The 18,875-nt window shown below is 64.0% G+C and carries 19 protein-coding genes; 1 reads left to right on the top strand and 18 read right to left on the bottom strand.

Annotation, left to right across the window (positions count from 1 at the left end):
* Positions 1 to 8 precede the first annotated feature (8 nt).
* Positions 9 to 1,286 carry an MFS transporter gene (locus QIW53_RS14615; protein ID WP_371050313.1) on the bottom strand — a complete coding sequence of 426 codons (1,278 nt, stop codon included), beginning with the start codon at positions 1,284 to 1,286 and terminating at the stop codon, positions 9 to 11.
* Positions 1,287 to 1,406: 120 nt separating this feature from the next.
* Between QIW53_RS14615 and QIW53_RS14610 the strand changes: the two genes are divergently transcribed.
* Positions 1,407 to 2,303, top strand: a complete 897-nt coding sequence (locus QIW53_RS14610; protein ID WP_371050312.1) for a LysR family transcriptional regulator — start codon at positions 1,407 to 1,409, stop codon at positions 2,301 to 2,303.
* Between the two features lie 135 nt (positions 2,304 to 2,438).
* Here the strand turns inward: QIW53_RS14610 and QIW53_RS14605 are convergent, their stop codons facing one another.
* The 17 genes from QIW53_RS14605 to QIW53_RS14525 form a co-directional block, all read right to left on the bottom strand.
* Positions 2,439 to 3,665, bottom strand: coding sequence for a beta-ketoacyl-ACP synthase (locus QIW53_RS14605; protein WP_371050311.1), 1,227 nt, complete (start codon positions 3,663 to 3,665; stop codon positions 2,439 to 2,441).
* Positions 3,665 to 4,393, bottom strand: a complete 729-nt coding sequence (fabG, locus tag QIW53_RS14600) for a 3-oxoacyl-ACP reductase FabG (RefSeq protein ID WP_371050309.1) — start codon at positions 4,391 to 4,393, stop codon at positions 3,665 to 3,667. The genes QIW53_RS14605 and fabG overlap by 1 nt, the downstream gene beginning before the upstream one ends.
* Positions 4,390 to 4,878 (bottom strand): ApeP family dehydratase, encoded by a 489-nt coding sequence (locus QIW53_RS14595; RefSeq protein WP_371050308.1) that lies wholly within the window; start codon positions 4,876 to 4,878, stop codon positions 4,390 to 4,392. The genes fabG and QIW53_RS14595 overlap by 4 nt, the downstream gene beginning before the upstream one ends.
* Complete coding sequence (locus QIW53_RS14590; RefSeq protein WP_371050307.1) at positions 4,875 to 6,071, bottom strand: beta-ketoacyl-[acyl-carrier-protein] synthase family protein; 1,197 nt, start codon at positions 6,069 to 6,071, stop codon at positions 4,875 to 4,877. The genes QIW53_RS14595 and QIW53_RS14590 overlap by 4 nt, the downstream gene beginning before the upstream one ends.
* Entirely contained in the window at positions 6,068 to 6,535 is a 468-nt protein-coding gene (locus tag QIW53_RS14585; protein ID WP_371050306.1) for a hypothetical protein, read from the bottom strand. Before QIW53_RS14585 ends, QIW53_RS14590 begins: the two co-directional genes overlap by 4 nt.
* Before the next feature lie 125 nt (positions 6,536 to 6,660).
* Entirely contained in the window at positions 6,661 to 7,386 is a 726-nt protein-coding gene (locus QIW53_RS14580) for a class I SAM-dependent methyltransferase (RefSeq protein WP_371050305.1), read from the bottom strand.
* Entirely contained in the window at positions 7,383 to 8,630 is a 1,248-nt protein-coding gene (locus QIW53_RS14575) for an NAD(P)/FAD-dependent oxidoreductase (protein WP_371050304.1), read from the bottom strand. The genes QIW53_RS14580 and QIW53_RS14575 overlap by 4 nt, the downstream gene beginning before the upstream one ends.
* Positions 8,617 to 9,777, bottom strand: coding sequence for a sodium:proton antiporter (locus QIW53_RS14570; protein ID WP_371050303.1), 1,161 nt, complete (start codon positions 9,775 to 9,777; stop codon positions 8,617 to 8,619). Before QIW53_RS14570 ends, QIW53_RS14575 begins: the two co-directional genes overlap by 14 nt.
* Entirely contained in the window at positions 9,774 to 12,125 is a 2,352-nt protein-coding gene (locus tag QIW53_RS14565; protein ID WP_371050302.1) for an MMPL family transporter, read from the bottom strand. Before QIW53_RS14565 ends, QIW53_RS14570 begins: the two co-directional genes overlap by 4 nt.
* Complete coding sequence (locus tag QIW53_RS14560) at positions 12,097 to 12,786, bottom strand: outer membrane lipoprotein carrier protein LolA (RefSeq protein ID WP_371050300.1); 690 nt, start codon at positions 12,784 to 12,786, stop codon at positions 12,097 to 12,099. Before QIW53_RS14560 ends, QIW53_RS14565 begins: the two co-directional genes overlap by 29 nt.
* The gene (locus QIW53_RS14555; protein WP_371050299.1) at positions 12,783 to 13,208 is read right to left on the bottom strand and encodes an acyl-CoA thioesterase; all 426 of its coding nucleotides are present in this window, start codon (positions 13,206 to 13,208) and stop codon (positions 12,783 to 12,785) included. The genes QIW53_RS14560 and QIW53_RS14555 overlap by 4 nt, the downstream gene beginning before the upstream one ends.
* Positions 13,201 to 14,745 (bottom strand): HAL/PAL/TAL family ammonia-lyase, encoded by a 1,545-nt coding sequence (locus tag QIW53_RS14550; protein ID WP_371050298.1) that lies wholly within the window; start codon positions 14,743 to 14,745, stop codon positions 13,201 to 13,203. Before QIW53_RS14550 ends, QIW53_RS14555 begins: the two co-directional genes overlap by 8 nt.
* Positions 14,726 to 15,673 carry an LpxL/LpxP family acyltransferase gene (locus tag QIW53_RS14545; protein WP_371050297.1) on the bottom strand — a complete coding sequence of 316 codons (948 nt, stop codon included), beginning with the start codon at positions 15,671 to 15,673 and terminating at the stop codon, positions 14,726 to 14,728. The genes QIW53_RS14550 and QIW53_RS14545 overlap by 20 nt, the downstream gene beginning before the upstream one ends.
* The gene (locus tag QIW53_RS14540) at positions 15,670 to 16,404 is read right to left on the bottom strand and encodes a glycosyltransferase family 2 protein (protein ID WP_371050296.1); all 735 of its coding nucleotides are present in this window, start codon (positions 16,402 to 16,404) and stop codon (positions 15,670 to 15,672) included. Before QIW53_RS14540 ends, QIW53_RS14545 begins: the two co-directional genes overlap by 4 nt.
* Complete coding sequence (locus QIW53_RS14535; RefSeq protein WP_371050295.1) at positions 16,397 to 18,079, bottom strand: AMP-binding protein; 1,683 nt, start codon at positions 18,077 to 18,079, stop codon at positions 16,397 to 16,399. Before QIW53_RS14535 ends, QIW53_RS14540 begins: the two co-directional genes overlap by 8 nt.
* Positions 18,076 to 18,621 carry a hypothetical protein gene (locus tag QIW53_RS14530; protein WP_371050294.1) on the bottom strand — a complete coding sequence of 182 codons (546 nt, stop codon included), beginning with the start codon at positions 18,619 to 18,621 and terminating at the stop codon, positions 18,076 to 18,078. Before QIW53_RS14530 ends, QIW53_RS14535 begins: the two co-directional genes overlap by 4 nt.
* Positions 18,618 to 18,872 carry an acyl carrier protein gene (locus tag QIW53_RS14525; RefSeq protein ID WP_368556674.1) on the bottom strand — a complete coding sequence of 85 codons (255 nt, stop codon included), beginning with the start codon at positions 18,870 to 18,872 and terminating at the stop codon, positions 18,618 to 18,620. Before QIW53_RS14525 ends, QIW53_RS14530 begins: the two co-directional genes overlap by 4 nt.
* Between the last annotated feature and the right edge of the window lie 3 nt (positions 18,873 to 18,875).

Raw genomic sequence — 18,875 nt, 5'->3', positions numbered from 1 at the left:
AGCCGTCGCTAAACCGGCGCGGCTCCCGGCAGCGGCGGCAATTTCGCCAGTTTCACGGCGATCAGCAGCGCCACCACCAGCAACGCACCGATGAACAGGCCGATGCCGTTCCAGCCGCCGAGGTGCCAGAACACGCCGCCAGCGGTCCCGGCGACGCTTGAACCGGCGTAGTAGCTGAACAGGTACAGCGATGATGCCTGGCCTTTGGCCTTGATGGCGCGGCGGCCGATCCAGCTGCTGGCCACCGAATGCGCGCCGAAGAAACCGAAGGTGAAAATCAGCATGCCAATGATGACCACGGGCACCGGCGTGAACAGGGTCAGGGCGAGGCCGACGAGCATCAGCACGATGGTCGCCCAGAGCACCTGGCGCCGGCCCAGCTTGTCCGCCAGGGCGCCAATTTTTGCCGAGCTGTAGATGCCCGACAGGTACACCACCGAGAGCAGCCCGACGTAGGCCTGGTCCATATGGTAGGGCGCGGCTAGCAGGCGATAACCGATGTAGTTGAACAGGGTGACGAACGCGCCCATCAGGACAAAGGCTTCGAGAAACAACAGCGGCAAGCCGGCATCGCGAAAGTGCTGGGTGAAACCCTCCAGCAGGCTGCGCGGGTGTAGCGAACGGGTACGGAAGTTGCGCGATTCGGGGAGGATTTTCCAGAACACCGCCGCCGCGATCAGCGCCAGGCCGCCGACCACCAGCATCGCCGTGTGCCAGCTGACGAAGTCGATCAGCACACCGGTGATCAGGCGTCCGCTCATGCCGCCGATGGCGTTGCCGCTGATGTACAGGCCCATCGCCAGGCCAATGTGGTTGGGATGGATCTCCTCGCTCAGGTACGTCATGGCCACCGCCGCCAGGCCGCTCAACGACAAGCCGATCAAGGCACGCATCAGCAGCACGCCCTGCCAGCTCGGCATCATCGCACTGAAGAGGGTGCACAGAGCGGCCGCCGTCAGCGCCATCACCATCACCGGTTTGCGGCCGACACGGTCGGAGATCGGGCCGGTTATCAGCAGGCCGATGGCGAGCATGCCGGTGGCCACCGACAGGATCAGGCTGCTTTGCGCCGCATTGATCGAGTATTCGTGGGACAGCAGCGGCATCATCGGTTGCACGCAATACAGCAGGGCAAACGTGGCAAAGCCGCCGCAGAACAGCGCCAGCACCGTACGCATGAAGGCGGGCGTGCCTTTTTTGATGTAGATATCGTTGAGCTCGGCGGCAACGTCACCCGGGGCGGCGGGAGGAACTTCGTGGGCGAGTGGAGCGACAGCAGTTTTCACTTCGGACCTCGTGGGAGACGCAGCCGGTCAGGCAATGAAAAAAGCATATAGCTGGCTAATGATTCAATCCAATATATTGTTCGACCTGTTTGATAGGTTTTACGACCTAATGGAGTTTTCATGGAATTGCGCCACCTGCGCTACTTCATCGCCGTGGCCGAGGAACTGCACTTCGGCCGTGCTGCCCAGATATTGGGTATCTCCCAGCCGCCGCTGAGCCAGCAGATCCAGGCCCTGGAACAGCAGGTCGGCGCCCGGCTGTTCGAGCGCACCAATCGTCGGGTCGAACTAAGCGAAGCGGGGCGGCTGTTCCTGCAAGAGGCGCGGCTGGTATTGGCGCAGGTCGACAAAGCCACCGAGGTGGCGCGGCGGGCGCAGCTGGGTGAACTGGGCGAATTGAAGATGGGGTTCACCTCGTCGGCGCCTTTCAACTCGACCATCCCCCAGGCGATTTTTACCTTTCGTCAGCGCTTCCCGGCGGTGCACCTGACCCTGCGGGAAATGAGCAGCACCCAGGTGGCCGAGGCGCTGGTGGATGAATCGATTGAAGTCGGCATCATGCGACCGCTGGATTTGCCGGACTCGCTCAGCGTGGTGGAATTGATGAGCGAACCCCTGGTAGCGGTGCTCAATGCCAAGCATCCATTGGCGCTTGGCAGTGAAGACGGTCTGTTTCTCTCAGCCCTGGCGCACGAGCCCTTTGTCTTTTTCCCCCGCAGCTACGGCAGTGGCTTGTATGCGCAGTTGCTGGCCCTGACCCGGGATGCAGGGTTCAGCCCGAACTTCGCGCAAGAAGCAGGCGAGGCGATGACCATCATCGGGCTGGTGGCTGCAGGGCTCGGCGTCTCGGTGTTGCCCGCCTCCTACCAGCGGGTGCGCATCGACGGCGTGGTTTACCGACGCCTGCTCGACCCGGCAGCGGTCTCGGCGGTGTGGCTGGTGCAGCGCAAGGATCAGAAATCGCCGATGGCCAAGGCGTTTGTGGCGTTGTTGACGAGCAAGGGTGAGGGTGGTTGACCGTGGGCAAACAGATGCGTTCGAGGCAATCGAGGTCGCAGTGCGCAGTGCGCTGGGTGTGAAGGTTTGAAGCCGACCTGATTGTGAAGGGGCGCCGAAAGGCGCCCTTTGTCGTTGTGGCCCTATTGCTATCGGCTATGACCAGCGCCGAAAAATCAACGACGTGTTCACTCCGCCAAAGGCGAAGTTGTTGTTCATCACGTACTCGTTGTGCATCTGCCGAAATTCGCCGCGCAGGTAGTCGAGCTTGCCGCAATGCGGGTCGACGGCATCGAGATTGAGGGTGTGGACGTACAGGTCGCGATTGAGCATTTCGATGCTGAACCAGGACTCCAGCGCACCGCAGGCGCCGAGGGTGTGCCCCAGGAAGCTCTTTTGCGAACTGATCGGCATGCGCTCGCCGAACAGGGCGCTGGTCGCCAGGGTTTCGGCGATGTCGCCTTGCTCGGTGGCGGTGCCATGCCCGTTGACGTAGCCGATGTCCGATGGCTGCAAGTGGGCGTCTTCCAGTGCCAGCTCCATGGCGCGGCGCATGGTCACCTGTTCCGGACGGGTGGTGTGCTGGCCATCGGCATTGCTGCCGAAGCCGACGATTTCAGCGTGAATATGCGCACCCCGCGCCAAGGCGTGTTCGAGTTCTTCGAGCACCAGCATTCCGCCACCTTCCCCGATCACCAGGCCGTCGCGAGCGCTGTCGTAGGGCCGTGGTGATGTCTGTGGCGCATCGTTTTTCAGGCTGGTGGCGTATAGCGCATCGAAGACCATGGCTTCGGTGGGGCACAGTTCCTCGGCGCCGCCAGCGAGCATCAGGGGCAAGCGGCCGAACTTGATCGCTTCATAGGCATAACCGATGCCCTGGCTGCCGCTGGTGCAGGCGCTGGAGGTGGGGATCAGCCGGCCGGTCAGGCCGAAAAAGATGCTGATATTCGCCGCCGTGGTGTGCGGCATCATGCGCACGTAGGAGTTGGCGTTGAGACCTTCGGCCACGGAGTTGAGCAGCATGTTGCCGAACGCCTTGATCTCGTCGGTGCTGCCGGTGGAGGAGCCGCAGGCGACGCCCATGCGGCCGTCCTTGATCGACTCGTCACCCAGCAAGCCGGCGTCGGCCAGAGCCTGCTCCGCCGCACCGACAGCCAGGCGCGAGACGCGGCCCATGCTGCGCAGTTGCTTGCGGGTCCAGTGACTCGGCACCTTGAAGTCGTCGATCGGCCCGGCCAGGCGGGTGTTGAGTTCCGTGAAACGATCCCACTCGTCCATCCGACGGATGCCGCTTCGGTTGACGCGAAAGTTGGCAGCAATGGTGTCCCAGTCGCTCCCCAGCGAGGTAATGCCGGCCATGCCGGTGACGACGACGCGTTTCATCAGCACAAGCCTCCGTTGACGGCCAGCACCTGTCGGGTGATGTACGACGCTTCCGCCGACATCAGGAAGTTGACCGCGCCGGCCACTTCTTCAGGGGTGCCCATGCGTTGTGCAGGAATCATTTTCATCAGTTCTTCCACTGGCACGTTTTCGTCGAGCATGGCCGTGTCGATCAGGCCTGGGGCGACACAGTTGACGGTGATCCTGCGTTTGCCCAGTTCGATCGCCAACGCCTTGGCCGCGCCGATCAGGCCGGCCTTGGAGGCGCTGTAGTTGACCTGGCCGCGATTGCCGATCAAACCCGATACCGAGGTGATGCAGACGATCCGCCCGGCCGCGCGCCGACGGATCATCGGCATCATGACCGGGTGCAGCACGTTGTAGAAACCGTCGAGGTTGGTGCGCATCACCACATCCCAATCATCCTCGCTCAACGCCGGAAATGCACCGTCACGCGTCAGGCCGGCATTGAGCACCACCCCGTAGTAAGCGCCGTGGGTGTCCACGTCGGCTTCCAGGATGGCCTTGCAAGCGGCACGGTCGGACACGTCGAATTGCAGGACGCGGGCGTGACGGCCCAGCGCTTCGATGTCGGCCTTTACAGCCTCGGCGTCGGCGAGGCCGCTGCGGCAATGCAGCACGATGTCGTAGCCGGCCTGGGCCAGACGCAAGGCGATGGCGCGGCCGATGCCACGGCTGGATCCGGTGACCAGTACGGATTCAGTCATGCCGGCTGTCCTTGTGAAGTGTCTTGTGAAGCGCTGTGTGAAGTTTCATGCAGGTATTGAGCGGCCTGTGGTGGGCGGAACACATTCAGACGAGCGGTGGCGTGAATGCCAGGCGCGTTGATGTGGCATTCGAACACACCCATGCCGTTATCGTCTTCCAGTGAACGAATCCCGTGGATGCTCAACTCGGTACCGACGGGAAAATGATCGACGTTGCATTCGAACTTGCGGGTGCCGAGCAGGAAACCCAGTTCCACCGCATCGCCGCGCTGTCGCGCATGGCACCCGGCGTAGGCGGCTACGCTCTGGGCCATCAATTCGATGCCGACCCATGCCGGCAGGCCGCCGTCGGGGCGATTGAACAGGCCGTCGGGCCTGACGGTGAGGCGGGTATGAATCTGCTCGTCATCGAACGCCAGGACCTGATCGATGAGGATCATGTCGCCGGCGTGGGGCAGCAGTTCGGCGAGCGGCCAGTCAATCATGGGGCGTCTCCGATAATCAGGCTGACGTTATTGCCACCGAAGGCAAAGGAATTGCTCATCAGGTAGCGAGGTGCAATGGACGTCAGGTGATCGCTTGTGGTCACCCACTTCAAGGACGGCAGGTCGGGATCCGGCTCGCCGTCCCAGACATGGGGCGGCAGCGCGTGCCGCGGGTTGTCCGCGCTCAGGCTCAGCCAGCAGAACGCCGCTTCCAGCGCGCCGGCGGCGCCAAGGGTGTGGCCGGTCATGGGTTTGGTCGACGAGCACGGCACGCCCTGGGCAAACAGCGCCGCGACGGCCAGGCTTTCCATGGCATCGTTGTGTGGGGTGGCGGTGCCATGCAGGTTCAGGTAGCTGATCTGTTCAGGTTGCAGCTGTGCCCGGCCCAGGGCTTTGCGCATCGCTTGCAGGGCGCCCCGGCCGGTTGGCTCCGGGGCCGAAATGTGGTGGGCATCGGAGCTGGCGCCGCTGCCGAGCAGGGCAATCGACCGCGTGTCGTTTGCCTGTCGGGTCATCAGAAACAGCGCCGCCGCTTCACCGATGTTGATCCCGTTGCGGTTCACCGAGAAGGGGTTGCAGCGTTGTCCCGACACGGCTTCCAGCGCTGAAAAGCCGTTGAGGGTCAGTTTGCACAGGGTGTCCACGCCCCCGCACAGCACGGCGTCGCACAGGCCAAGGTCCAGCAGGCGTTGCGCGCTCATCAGGGCCCGGGCGCTGGAGGTGCAGGCGGTGGAAATCACGTAGGCCGGACCGCTCAGTTGCAGCCAGTCGGCGAGGAAATTGGCCGGCGCTCCGAGCTCCTGCTGCTGGTAGCTGTACTCGGCCGGAAACTGTTGTTCGCGGATGTAATGGGCCAGGCCACGGCTGGCTTCGTCGATGCCCGATGTGCTGGTGCCCAGGACCACGCCGATCCGGTCGCGGCCGTAGGTGTGGATGGCGCGCTCGATGTCGTCGTGGATCTGCAATGCCGCTTCCAGCAGCAGCTGGTTGTTGCGGCTGCCTTGCCGTGACAGTTCAGACGGAATCGGCGTCAGGTCACCGCGCACGGCCGCCACGGGTATCGAACGCTCCGGCACCCAGCCGGCCTCGCTGCGCATGCCCGAGCAATCGCCGGCAAACAGGTTGCGTGCCACCTGCTGCTTGTCACGGCCCAGGGCGCAGATCACCCCGAGGGCGTTGAGGTAGGCAGTCATGGTGTTTCACCGGTCAGGGGCGTGACTTGATACGTGGGGCCCTTGGGCAGTTTGAGTTCAAAGTTCAACGGTTGGGCGTAGCGCACATCCCAATGCTCGGGCAGCGAGCGCTGGGCGCCATGTTGCCAGGCTTGCGGGTAGTTGACCGACAATTCGTTCCCGGGTGTCAGGGCGAACAGCAACGCGGCGAACAACGTCCGTGCTTCCGGGTTCGGGGGTAGCAAGCCGTCAGCCTGCCACTGGCCGTCGATCAGTTTCTGGCGCGCCTGGGGGATGCCCAGCAAGTCCATCATCGACCAGCGAATGCCCGAGCCTTCCGGGGCGATCACCAGCACCCAGTCCTGACGTTGGCCGTCCAGCAGGCGCTGGATGTGCAATTGTTGGGGCAGCGGCAGGGTCGGTGCCTGTACGGGCAACGGCGCCTGGCTGGCGCAAGCGCTCAACAACAGCAAAGTTGCGAACATCAATCCTGCAGGAGCAAGCCTGCTCGCGAAGCGCTGCCAGGCACCGCGCGCATTCAGAACGCCAGCGTTATCGTTGACGACCATCGCGAGCAAGCTCGCTCCTGCAGAGGCGGGACGGTTGAGCATCAGATAACCCTTTCAAACGGCTTGCGCGCCACCACGTTGACCAGGGTTTCTTCCCGCTGGCCAAAAGGTTTCGGCTGGCGCAGGCCCAGGCGTTCGAGCAGGCCGAAATCCTTCGAACGGCTCCACCACAAATACGGATAAGACACGTTGTGCGGCTCGAATTCAAAGCCCTGGTGGCGAATCATGTCGAGGTACTGGGCGGCGCTTTTCTGCACGTGCATGGGGTGGCGGAACAACCAGCGGATGACCCAGGTATCGATGTAAGCCTCGGTGGATTCAGCGAACAGCAGGTAGCCACCCGGCTTGAGCACCCGGTAGAACTCGGCCATGGCCTTTTCCTGCTCCACCAGATGATGGAATGTCTGGTGACAGAACAACAGGTCGACGCTGGCATCCGGTACGGGCAGGGTGGCGCAGTCACCGCCCAGCAGCTCGACGTCGATGCCCTGGCGCATGGCTTCAGCGTGGCTCTGCTCGAGGCTGTGCGGGTCGGCATCGACACCGAGCAGGCGCTGTGGGGCAAAGGTCTGGCGCAGGTGCTGAAAGGACTTGCCCTGGCCGCAACCGGCATCGAGCAGCACGGGACGGTCCGGCAAGGGTTCGCTGAACAGGCTGCGCAGATCATTGATCGCCACCCGCAACACATGATGCTGCCAGGTATGGCTGCGCAGGAACCAGAGACCGAAGCGAGTCTCCTCGACGTAGTGGTCGCTCAAGTAATTCATCTTGCATCTCTTGCACAGAGTTCTGACAGCATTCGCAGTCGCCGTTTGGGTTCGGCGACAAAGGGGTTGCGCTCATCCCAGGCGTAGCCGGCGAGAATCGAGCTGATCATGCGGCGGATATCCGGCGAGCTGTCCGGATGATAAATCACATCCTGGAACGTGCCGGCATACCAGCCTTCGACGTAACACCGGAACGTATCGACACCGCGCTTGAGCGGTTCGGCGAAATCGCGCTGCCAGTCGACAGCCTCCCCTTGCAATTGGCGGTGCAGAACCTCGGCGGCCATGCTCGCCGAGCGCATGGCGATGGTCACGCCGGAGGAGAACACCGGGTCGAGAAATTCCGCCGCGTTGCCCAGCAAGGCAAAGCCCGGACCATGCAGGGTCTTGACGTTGGCCGAATAGCCGCCGATGGCGCGAGCCGGGGTGTCCCACACGGCATTGCCCAGCACGCGGCTGAGGCTGGGGGTCTGGGCAACGAAACCGCGCAGGCAGTCGTCCAGGTTCTCGCTGCACCCCTGAAAATGCTCCGCTGCCGCCACCACGCCCAGCGAGCAGCGGCCATTACTGAACGGGATGGTCCAGAACCAGACATCGCGCTGGGTCGGATGAGTGGTGATGAGGATTTTCGTGCGGTCGAAACCCGGCTGGTCGATATGGTCTTCGATGTGGGTGAACACCGCCTGGCGCACCGGGAAGTTCGACGGTGCCTCAAGGTCGAGCAAGCGCGGCAGGACGCGGCCGTAGCCGCTGGCATCGAGCATGAAATCGGCTTCGATGCGGTACTCGCTGCCGTCTTCGCGTTGTACGCCGAGCTCTGGTTTCACCCTGGCATTATCGACACTGACGATGGTTTCGCCGTAGCGGATGTCCACACCTTGCAGCGCGGCCTGGTCCGCCAGCAGCTTGTCGAAATCCGCCCGCAGGACCTGGAAGGTCGTCGGTTTGCCCTGGCTGAAGGTGTCGCCAAAGTCGAAGCTGGTGTACTGCTCGCCCCAGGCGAACGCCGCGCCGGTTTTCAGCTGGAACCCGGCGGCGTTGACCGCATCGAGCATGCCGGCTTCCTCGACGAAGTCCAGGCAATGGGACAACAGGCTTTCGCCGATGGAAAACCGTGGGAAGTGCTGGCGTTCGATCACCAGCACGTCATGCCCTTTGCGCTTGAGCAGGGCGGCGGCGATGGCACCCGAAGGGCCGGCCCCGATGATCACGACCTGACGACGTTCCATTTCAGCGATTGGCATGGGAATTCCTTTGCGGCGTGGCGGCTTCCAGAGGGGTTCGATGCAGGCCGATCAGGGCCGGCATCAGGGTCGCGATCAGGCCCATCAGCATCAGCGCAAAGTACAGCGGCGGGCTGATGAGTTGCTGTTGCAACAGCAGGTTGAGAAAGACGATCTCGCTCAAGCCGCGAATATTGAGCAGCACACTTTCGCGCCAGCGGCTGGCGCCAGCGAACGAAGCGCCGGCCCAGCCCAGGCCGAGCCAGTTGCCCAGCAGTTTGCTGGCCACCGGCAGCAGCAACAGCGCGCTCAGTTGCAGCCAGCCGAGGTCGTCCATGGCGCTGTGGACGTTGATCTGGACGATGCCGAATGTGAGGATCAACGGAATCGCGACCCAGGTCTGCAAGCCGGTGATCCAGCGCGTTGGCAGCGGCAGTACCAGCGGCACGTTCAGTGCGGCCATGCACAGCAGATAGCCGATACCGACGATCAATGCGTTGAGCCTGTAGTGCTCGGCCACTACCAGCAAGGCAAAGAAGCAGATGCTGTACAACCGCGGCCGCCGCCCCGCGAGCACCCGCAGCAACAAGGGTACGCCGGCACAGGCCAGCGGCAACAGCAGGCTGCTCAGGCTCAGGCTGCCCTGGGCAATGGCGAAGACCGTCCAGCAGGTGAGGTCGATCAGGATCGCGGTCTGCACCAGTCGCCGGGTGGCCGCAGTCGGATAACCGATGTGCCGCAGATACAGGTACAGCACCGGAATCGCGGTGATGGCGAACAGCAGGCCAACCGCCAGGGAGCTGATCCACGGCTGTGGCGGCAGTAGCCAGACGGCGGTCGCGAGCCCGCAGGCAAACGGCACGCAGAAGCTCGGCAGGGCGATTTTCAGGCTCTGGCGATCGGGTTTCAGGTCGATCACGTCGCTGAGGATGAAGCCCAGCAACAAGGCGAAACTCAGGCTGTAGAGGTTTTTCAGCCAGAGCGGCGCCACCAGCGTTGCCCCGTTCAATTGCCATTGCGGTTCGATCCAGAAGAACATCAGCACCGGCAGACCGAGGGTGGCGAGCAGCAACTGGCTGACGATGGGGATCAGCCCGAAGTGCCGCCCCACCCGCGTGGCCATGGCGAACAACGCCAGGGCCATGGCCCAGAACAGTGCGACCATCATGTGACCGACTCCACCGCTGTCGCCGCGTGCACCTGGCGCCCGGCCCATGGCGCGAGCAGGAAGCTGAAGGCCAGGCCGAGGGTCACCGACAGTCCGAAGTTGCTCACCGCCGGGGTGCTGGACACCGCCAGCAGGCCGAACGACAGCCAGGTGGTCAGTGCCGCCAGCAAGGTGCCCAGCAGACTCACGGCGGCACCGCCGACCTGCTCGCGCATGAGAATGGCGTAATCGACGCTGATCGCCGTCACCAGCAACAGGCCGAACAGGCTGAACAGGGTCAGCGGCTGGCCGAGCCACCCCAGGCTGGCCAGGCTGCACACGGCCGCCAGCAGCGGCAGGGCGACGATGCGCAGCGCGCCACCGAGGCCGAACGGCAGCATCAGCACCAGCACGATCAATACGCAGGAGGCGAGTTTCAGTTCAGCGGCGCTGATCTGTGTCTGGGCAAAGACCTTGTTCAAGTCGCCCAGTCGATCCACCAGTTCCACGCCCGGCAAATCCTGCACCTGAAGCCGCAGCAGTGCAGAGTCGTTCAGCCCCTGCAGGCTGACCATCGCCGCCACGCCGTCATCGGTCGAACCCAGCCACAGTGGGCGATAGGGTTCGGCCAACGGCCCGCTCAGCGCATTGTCGATGTCTTCGGTGGGCAGCGCCTGCAGGGTCGCCAGTTCGGCTTTCAATGCCGCAAGCGGCACGCCGACGGCCAGCAGCGGCTGCCAGAACTGCGGCAGCCTGCCCAGCGCTTCACGCGTGCGCTGTTGTTCGGCGGGCGGGCTGACCAACTGGTTGAGCGACAGATAGCCGTTGAGCTTGTCCAGGTTCACCAACTGTTCCAGGCGTTCGCTCAGTGCCGTCTGGCGCTCCAGCAATTGCGACTGATTGGCCGCCCGTACCAGGAAAAACTGGCTGGTGGGTTGATAGCCGGTGATGCGCGCAATGGTCTGGGCTTCATCGGTCAATTGCTGCGGCGCGCCGATCCACTGGCGGATATCGTTTTTGCTCTCCAGTTGCAGCAGGCCGCCGACACAGAAGGCGACCAGCAACGCCAGCAGCACGGGCGTGCGCACGATGGCGAGCAGCGCCTCGCGCCGGTCCAGCAGGAACTCGGACACCCGCAACGGCCAGTGCGCCGGGCGCAGGTCCGCACCCTTGAGCAGTGCAGGCAACAGGCACACGGCCGACAGATAGGCGCCCAGCAGGCCGGCGGCGGAGAACACGGCGATCTGGGTCAGCGCCGGGAACGGCGTCCAGGCCAGGGCCAGGTAGCCGATGCAACTGGTGACCAGGCTCAGCGTCAGGCCGGGCAGGGTCAGGCGCAAGGCGGGCCAGCTGTGCCAGGGTTTCAGGCTCCAGCTCTTGGACAGATAGTGCAGCGGGTAATCGACCGCGACCCCGATCAGGCTCGATCCGAGCACCAGGGTCATCACATGCATGCGGCCGAACAGCGCCACGCAAGCCACCGCACCGAACAGCATGCCCACCAGCACCGGGACGAAGGCCAGCAGCACCCGCCAGCGGCGGAAGGCCAACAGCAACAGCAGCAGAATGCCGAGGGTAGCACCGCCGCCCACCCAGGTGATCTCGCGGCTGGCCTGTTGCTGACCATTCGCGGCGTAGAGCAGGCCGCTGGCGGCGAGCAACTGCACGTCGGAGCGTGCGGCTTGTTCGCGGCTGTGCTTGAGCAGGTCGGCTACCTGCAGTGGCAGGTTCATGTCGAAGGCATTGCCGGTGGTGCGGGCCCGCAGCAACACCCAGCTCTTGCCGTCGGCATCGGCGACCAGTGCGCCGCTGCCGATGTCCAGTTGCACCGCCCCGTGCTGTGGCTGGCTGTTCTGGATCCGCGTGGTCAAGCCCAGCCAGTCATCCTGGCTTGGCACCAGACTGAAGCCGGTGAAGGGATCAAACAGTGCCTGCACCCGTTGTTGGATAAAGGCCTCGGGGTGTTCGATCAGTTGCTGGCGATCCTGTGGCGAGAGCATCGCCAGTCGGCCTTGCAACAATTGCGTGCGCAGGGCTGGCAAATCGGCCTGCAGGGTCCACTGGACCTTTTCGAACAGGCCGCTGGCCTGCCATTGCTCGCCCAGTTGTCGGGCCATGGCGACGGCCTGCTGGCGATCCTGGTGGCCGACCAGCACCAGCATTTCGCGGTTCAGCGGTTCCTGCATGCGTTGTTCGGCGCGCAGCTCCAGCGCATCCGGCGCAGTGCCCGGGACCAGTTCCATGAGGTTGGCCGACAGCGGGGCGCCGTTACGCCATTGCCAGCCGGCGAGCGCGAGCACTGCCAGCAGCAGGAGCACAAACAGGCGTGGCATCAGGCGTTCACTCGGCAAAGTCTTGTTGCTCCGCATCGCTCAAGGGTGAAGTGCTGGTGCTGTCCTGCATGCGCATCAGCGTGCGGTCGCCTTGGGTTTCCAGCAGTTCGATGCTGTGCACCAAGGCGCCACCGCTGATGTTGATCTGGTTGAAAACCTGCTTGAGCAACAGCGAGCGTGGGATCAAGGCCAGGGTCCAGTTTTGCGCATCGCCGCTCAGAGTCAGTTCGAAGTCCCGTTGCAGCCCGCTGCTGTCGCCCTGCAGCACGGCCAGGAACAGACGGTTCTGCTCGGCGCCGGCGCTCTTGCCAGGCAGCATTTGCCATCCGCCGGCATCGCGTCGGGCGATGCCTTTGGCGGTGATGCGGTAGTCCTGTTGCAGCGGGGTTTTGAGCAGCCACAGCAATCCGTGGTTTTTCGCCAGGACGAATGTGCCCTGGCTGGTCAGTGGCTGGGGCAACGCACGCAGATGTTTTTCCTGGATGAAATGGCCGTGAATGACGTCGGGCTTGGCCAGTTGATCGCTGAGCTGTTGCAGGTCGAAGGCGTGGGCAAGGCCTGGAATGGTCAGTAACACACAGCACACTGCAGGAGCGAGCTTGCTCGCGAAAAACCTGAGCGCGCGGCGCAGTGTCAGAAGCCTGGTGTAATCGTTCACGACCTTCGCGAGCAAGCTCGCTCCTACAGGGGAAATCATGGCAGGGCCCTTTCTACGGCGTCAGTGAAGACCATCGGCGAGGCCAACTGCATTTCGCGGCTGCTGATGTCGACCGCCACCTGCACCGAGCTGGCGCGGGTCAGGCGCTCCCCGGTCTGCACATCGCTGATCAGGTAATGGATCTTCAGGCGGTTCTCCCACTCCACCAGGCTGGCCCGCACGTTGAGCGTCTGCCCGAACACGGCGGCACGCACGTAGCGCAACTGCAAGTCGATCACCGGCCAGGCATAACCGGACTCGACCATCGCATTGTAGTTGTGACCGATCCTGTCCAGCAGCGCACAGCGGGCGACTTCCAGGTACTTCACGTAATGGCCGTGCCAGACGACGTTCATGCTGTCGACGTCGAAGAACGGCACGAGGATTTCCGTATCGGTGTGAAGAACGCCCTGGCTACGCATGCAGCCTCCAGTGTTGTTCGGCGATCCGTTGCAGGCACAGGCGCAATTCGCCTTCCAGCGCGCGGTCCTCGGTGACCGGTGCGAAGTCCCTGGCCAATGCCTCGTGCATGGCGGCCAGCGCCGGCGGCAATGGCCGTGCATCCTCGGCCTGGCTGCGCAGCCACACGCCCTGATTGGCCGCCAGCAGCGTGGCGGCGGCGACCTGTTCGGTCAGCTCCAGCACCCGGATCGCGTCGCGGGCGGCGATGGTGCCCATGCTCACCTTGTCCTGGTTGTGGCATTCGGTGGAACGTGAGAACACGCTGGCCGGCATGGTGTTTTTCAGTGCTTCGGCGGTCCAGGCGCTGGTGCCGATCTGCACGGCCTTGAAGCCGTGGTTGAGCATGGCGCGATCGGCTGTGGCGCCGGACAGGTTGCTCGGCAAACCATGGTTGTAGCGCTCATCCACCAGCAGCGCGAGTTGCCGGTCGAGCAGGTCGGCGACGTTGGCCACCAGGTTTTTCAGGCTGTCCATGGCGAACGCGATGTGCCCGCCATAGAAATGGCCGCCGTGCAGCACGCGTTCGGCTTCGGCGTCGATGATCGGGTTGTCGTTGGCGCTGTTCAACTCGGTTTCGATGAACGCACGCAGCCAGTTCAGGCTATCGGCCAGCACGCCGAGGACATGGGGTGCGCAGCGCAGGGAATAACGGTCTTGCAGACGATGCAGGGGCGCAGTGGGGGCGTCGATGGCCAGGTCCTGGCGCAGCCACGCGGCCACTTGCATCTGCCCCGGATGGGGTTTGGTGGCAAACAGGCGCTCGTCGAAGTGCTCCGGGTTGCCCTGCAACGCAACGACGTTCAGCGCGGTGATGCGCGTGGCCAGTTGCAGCAGGTAATCGGCGCGGGCGAATGCCAGGCAGGCGAGGCCGGTCATGACAGCGGTGCCGTTCATCAGCGCCAGTGCCTCCTTGGGGCGCAGTACCAGCGGTTGCCAGCCGAGTTCGCGGTGCACATCGGCGGCCTGGCGACGTTCGCCGCGATACATCACTTCGCGCTCGCCGGACAGGGTCGCGGCCACGTACGACAGCGGCGTCAGGTCGCCGCTGGCACCCACCGAGCCTTCCTCGGGGATCAGCGGCAGGATGTCGTGTTCGAGGAATGCCTGCAGGCGCTCCAGCAGCTCGATGCGCACCCCGGACACGCCGTGGCACAGCGACTGCAAGCGTGCCGCGAGCACCGCACGGGTGGCTTGGGGGTCGAGCAGCTTGCCCAGGCCGCAGCCGTGGAAGGTATACAGATGACGCGGCAAGGCTTCGACGTGATGCAGCGGCACCGCAACCACGCAGGAATCGCCGTAGCCGGTGGTCACGCCGTAGATCACGCCTTCCTTGTCCAGCAGCGAGTCGAGAAAGCGTGCGCCCTTGGCGATGCGCTCGCGATAGGCGGGGTCGTCCTGCAATTGCGTCGGCACCTGGCGGCTGGCCAGGGCGCGCACGTCTTCGATGCGCAAGGGGCGTTCGCCGAAGGTTACCGGTTCAAGCGTGGGCGTCGTCATCGGTCTTCCAGAAAGGGTAAAAGTTGAACCATTGTTGAGGCGCTTCAAGGCAATAGTGGCCCAGGCGTTCGGCGTAGCGGGTCGCCCACTGATGAATGACCTGTTCGCGGTCGCTGCGTTTCCAGGCGATCGCGTCGGCGAACGGTTCGAGGGTCAGTCGATAGTCGCCATCGGGCTTCTTCAGGCACAGCAGCAGGTTGACCGGGCATTTCAGCAGCCCGGCCAGCAGCCAGGGCCCTTGCGGGAACCGGGCCGGATGGCCGAGGAAGTCCACGGTCAGGCTGCGCCCGCCGTGCAAGGGCACGCGATCACCGGCAATGGCCAGCCATTCGCCACGCTCCAGGCGCTCATGCAGTTGCAACATGATCACCGGGTCGAGCTCGCTGACCTGAATCAAGCGCAGATTGGTCGCGCCGGCTTCACCCAGCAGGCGGTTGAACTGCTCGGCGTGCTTGGTGTGCACCAGCACGTTCATCGTGACCTTTTCACCGATCTCCGCCAGTGCCCGGCAGACTTCGAGGTTGCCCAAGTGGGCGCCCACCAGCAGTTGTCCACGGCTCCCGCGCAACTGGTTGCGCAATAACGCCGGGTCGATGATTTCGATCTGCTCGATGCTCAGCTTGCCGTTCCAGACATCGAGTTTGTCGAGCATCGAATCGGCGAAGGCCATGAACTGGCCGAACACCCGCCAGTGGCTGGGGCGCAATTCGTGGCGGCCACTCCAGTCGGCGAGACGTTGCTGGTATTGCCAGGCACTGTGCCGGGCCGTGCGGCCGAACAGGAAAAAGTACAGGACGATCCCATACAGCAGAGGACTGAGCAGCCGGCGTCCGAGCACCCTGGCCGCGAAGGCGGTGAGCTTCATCAGCCAGAAACTGCCGCGCTCCTGGCGATCGGCCCAGTGTTGCTTGTCGAGGTCAGCGCTCATGCTCTCCACCGCCGCCAGAGGATCACCGGAGCGCGAAGCAACATGCCGAAGAACAGCCGGGTGTGCATGCCCGAAATCAGTACATTGTCGTGAAACAGGCGAAAGTGCGACACGCCGTCCAGCGGGTAATGCACCTTGGTCGGCAGCCACTGCATCGGCTGGTTGCGCCAGGCCAGGCGCACCAGAACGTCCGAGTCGAAGTCCATGCGCTTGCCGATCCGCGTCGAGTCGATCAGCGCCAGCACCGGCGGCAATGGATAGACGCGAAAACCGCACATGGAATCGCGGATCTGCAGGGACAGCGTGTTGATCCAGACCATGACGTGGGTCAGGTAGCGTGCGTACAGGCGACCTTTCGGCACGCTGGCGTCGTATTGCGGGTAGCCGCAGATCAGTGCCAGGGGATGGGCCCGGGATTGGGCGATGAAGGTCGTGACGTCCTGCAGGTCGTGCTGGCCGTCGGCATCCACCTGCAAGGCGTGGCTGAACCCCAGGCGCGAGGCTTCGCGCAAACCGGTCATGACGGCGCCACCCTTGCCCTGATTGGCAGCGAGGCGAACCAGGTAGACCTTTTCACGCTGGGCCAGTTGGTCCAGTACCACCGCGCAGGGCTTGTCGCTGGCGTCGTCGACCAGAATGCACGGCAGGCCGCAGGCGATCAGTGCCTCGACGACGGTGGTGATGGCCGTTTCATGGTTGTAGACGGGGATCACGGCGCAAGGGTTATGCATCACCCAAAGCCTCCAGCAGAATCCGCCCACTGGAGCAGGTGGCCGTCTCGTTGCGATAGGCGAAATACACCTTGGCGCGAACCGGATCGAAACGCAGGTGCAGTTGGACCTCATCGCCCGGGCGCACCAGTTGCTGGAACTTCAGCACTTCCATGCCGGCGAATTTCTCGGGCAGGTCCATCAGTTGCTGGCCCAATTGCAGGGCCCACTCCACCTGCACCACGCCGGGCAGAACCGGGGCCTGGGGAAAGTGGCCACTGAAATAGGCAAGGTCCGGCGGAATCGCCAGTTGAAGGCTCCATTCGCCGTCGGTTTCGACCTGTTCGAGAATTTCCGGAGTTTTTGGCCGCGGCGCCACCAGCAACGCTTCCACTTCCGCCTGGGGCAGCTTGCCCTGCGGGTTCAGCGGCAGTTGCCGCAGCAGGCGCCAGCGGCGCGGCAGGGCGAGGGTTTCGCAATGCTGGGTCAGGTGCTGGCGCAATGCCTGGGTGAGGGCGCGTCGGCCCTGGTTGCGCAATGCATGCAGGCCCGGCTCGCTGAGGACCAGCAGCGCACCCAATGAAGCGCGGTTCTCCCGGACCACGCCCAGGCGCGCTTCGGCGACCCATTGATGGTCCGTCAGCGCCTGTTCCAGCATGGGCAGCGAAATACGTTTTTCTTCCAGTTTGACGATCCGGTCCAGCCGTCCCAGCAGCTCGAAACGCCCGTCGGCGTCGATTCGCGCCGCATCCGCCGTGTGCTCGACATGGCCCGGCGGCAGGTACGGCGATGCGATGAGCAGCGCACCATGCTGGTCCTGGCTCAATTCGACACCGGCAAACACCTGCCAGAGCGGGTCGCCCTGGCGCCAGGCAATGCCGCCGGTTTCCGAGCTGCCCAGGATTTCCGTCGGCCATTGTTGCAGGCGCTGCTGCAGGCCCTGCGCCGCGGCGGCCGGCAAGGCGCCACCGGAAGAAAACACCCGGCGAACCGCGCTCAAGGCCGGCCAGTCGAGGTTGTCGCCCATGCGCTTGAGCAACGCCGGGCTGGCGACCCAGGCGAACGCCGGGTGCTCGCGGCTGGCACGCTGCAGATCCTCAGGGAAGGCCAGTTGCTTGCGCACGAACGGCCGACCGGCGCACAGCGGCCACAGCACCCGAAACAGCAGGCCGTAGATATGCTGGGTGGCGACGCTGCCGATGATCCAGGCTTCGCCCAGGTCGGCGCCCCAAAGCTGTTCCAGCGCCTCGACTTCGTTGGCCAGTTGGCGCAGGGTTTTATCGATGCGCTTGGGTTCTCCGCTGGAGCCGGACGTGCACAGGCTCAGCGTGCAGCGATCCAGGTCGAGGCTGACGGGCGTGGCGGGCACCTGGCGATAGTCAGCCAGGTGAGCGTCACCGGCCTGATCGGTCAGCCACAGGTCGACTTCGTTCGACCAGCGCTGGCGGGTCTGCGGTTGCAGGTCAGCCGGCAGCAGCACGCTGACCCCGGCACGCCAGGCGCCCAGCACCGCAATCGCCAGGTCGGCGGCGTCTTCAAGGTGCACCGCCATGCGTCGCACTCCGTGCGCCTGCAAGCCAGCCGCCAGGCTCAGGGCCTGTTCGCATAATTGTGCGTGATCCAGCGCCGGCCCGGCCGTCACGCGACGTTGCGGTTGCGCCTCGAGCAACAGCCGCTCAAGTTTCATCCAGTTCATGGGCGGCCTCTTACCCGTTGTCGTATGAGCCATTCAATGGCAAACATCAGGCCGATCAACCCGTAGGAGATCAGGCCGGTGTACAACATCCACCAACTCAGCGGCGCCCAGAGGGTCAGGGCCGCGGCACACAATCCATTGCAGAGAAAAAACACACACCAGGCGACGGTGACCTGGCGCGTATAGCGAATCGCCCTGGCGGGCAAACGGGGTTCGCGCAACCGGGCCAGGCGCTCGATCATCGGCGGACCGTATTTCAGGCTCACGCCAAACAGCACCAGCATGAAGCCACTGATCAGCACCGGATACCAGCGCAGCATGGCGGGGCTGTCGAACAGCGCGAGCAGCAGGCAGAACAGGATGGCGACAGCGGCCATCCACAGGCTGCCTGGCTTGCGGACACCGGTCAGTGCCCGCGCCAGCCACAGGCTGCCCAGCAGCAGGCCGAATTGCCAGGGTGCGAAGTGCTCCATGCCGAAATACACCGCGAAGGGATACAGCAGGCCCGCCAGCAGCAGGCCGAGGCCGATCAGTCGCCTCATGCGGCCGGTTGAACCAGTCGATAGACCGCCTCGACCACATCGTTGACGGTGCGCACCGACTTGAACTCTTCGGCGGCGATTTTCTTGCCGGTCTGACGCTTGATGTGGTCGATCAGGTCGACCGCGTCGATGCTGTCGATTTCCAGGTCCTGATACAGGTTGGAGTCAAGGCTTACGCGTTCACGGTCCAGTTCGAAGAGTTCGACCAAGGCATCGCGCAGGGTGTTGAAAATGTCTTCACGAGTTTGCATGGT

Origin of the sequence: Pseudomonas fluorescens, from assembly GCF_041354075.1 — a bacterium.
Lineage (GTDB): Bacteria > Pseudomonadota > Gammaproteobacteria > Pseudomonadales > Pseudomonadaceae > Aquipseudomonas > Aquipseudomonas fluorescens_CE.
Note: the sequence above shows the minus strand (reverse complement) of the source record. Positions and strands in the feature narration are given on the sequence as shown.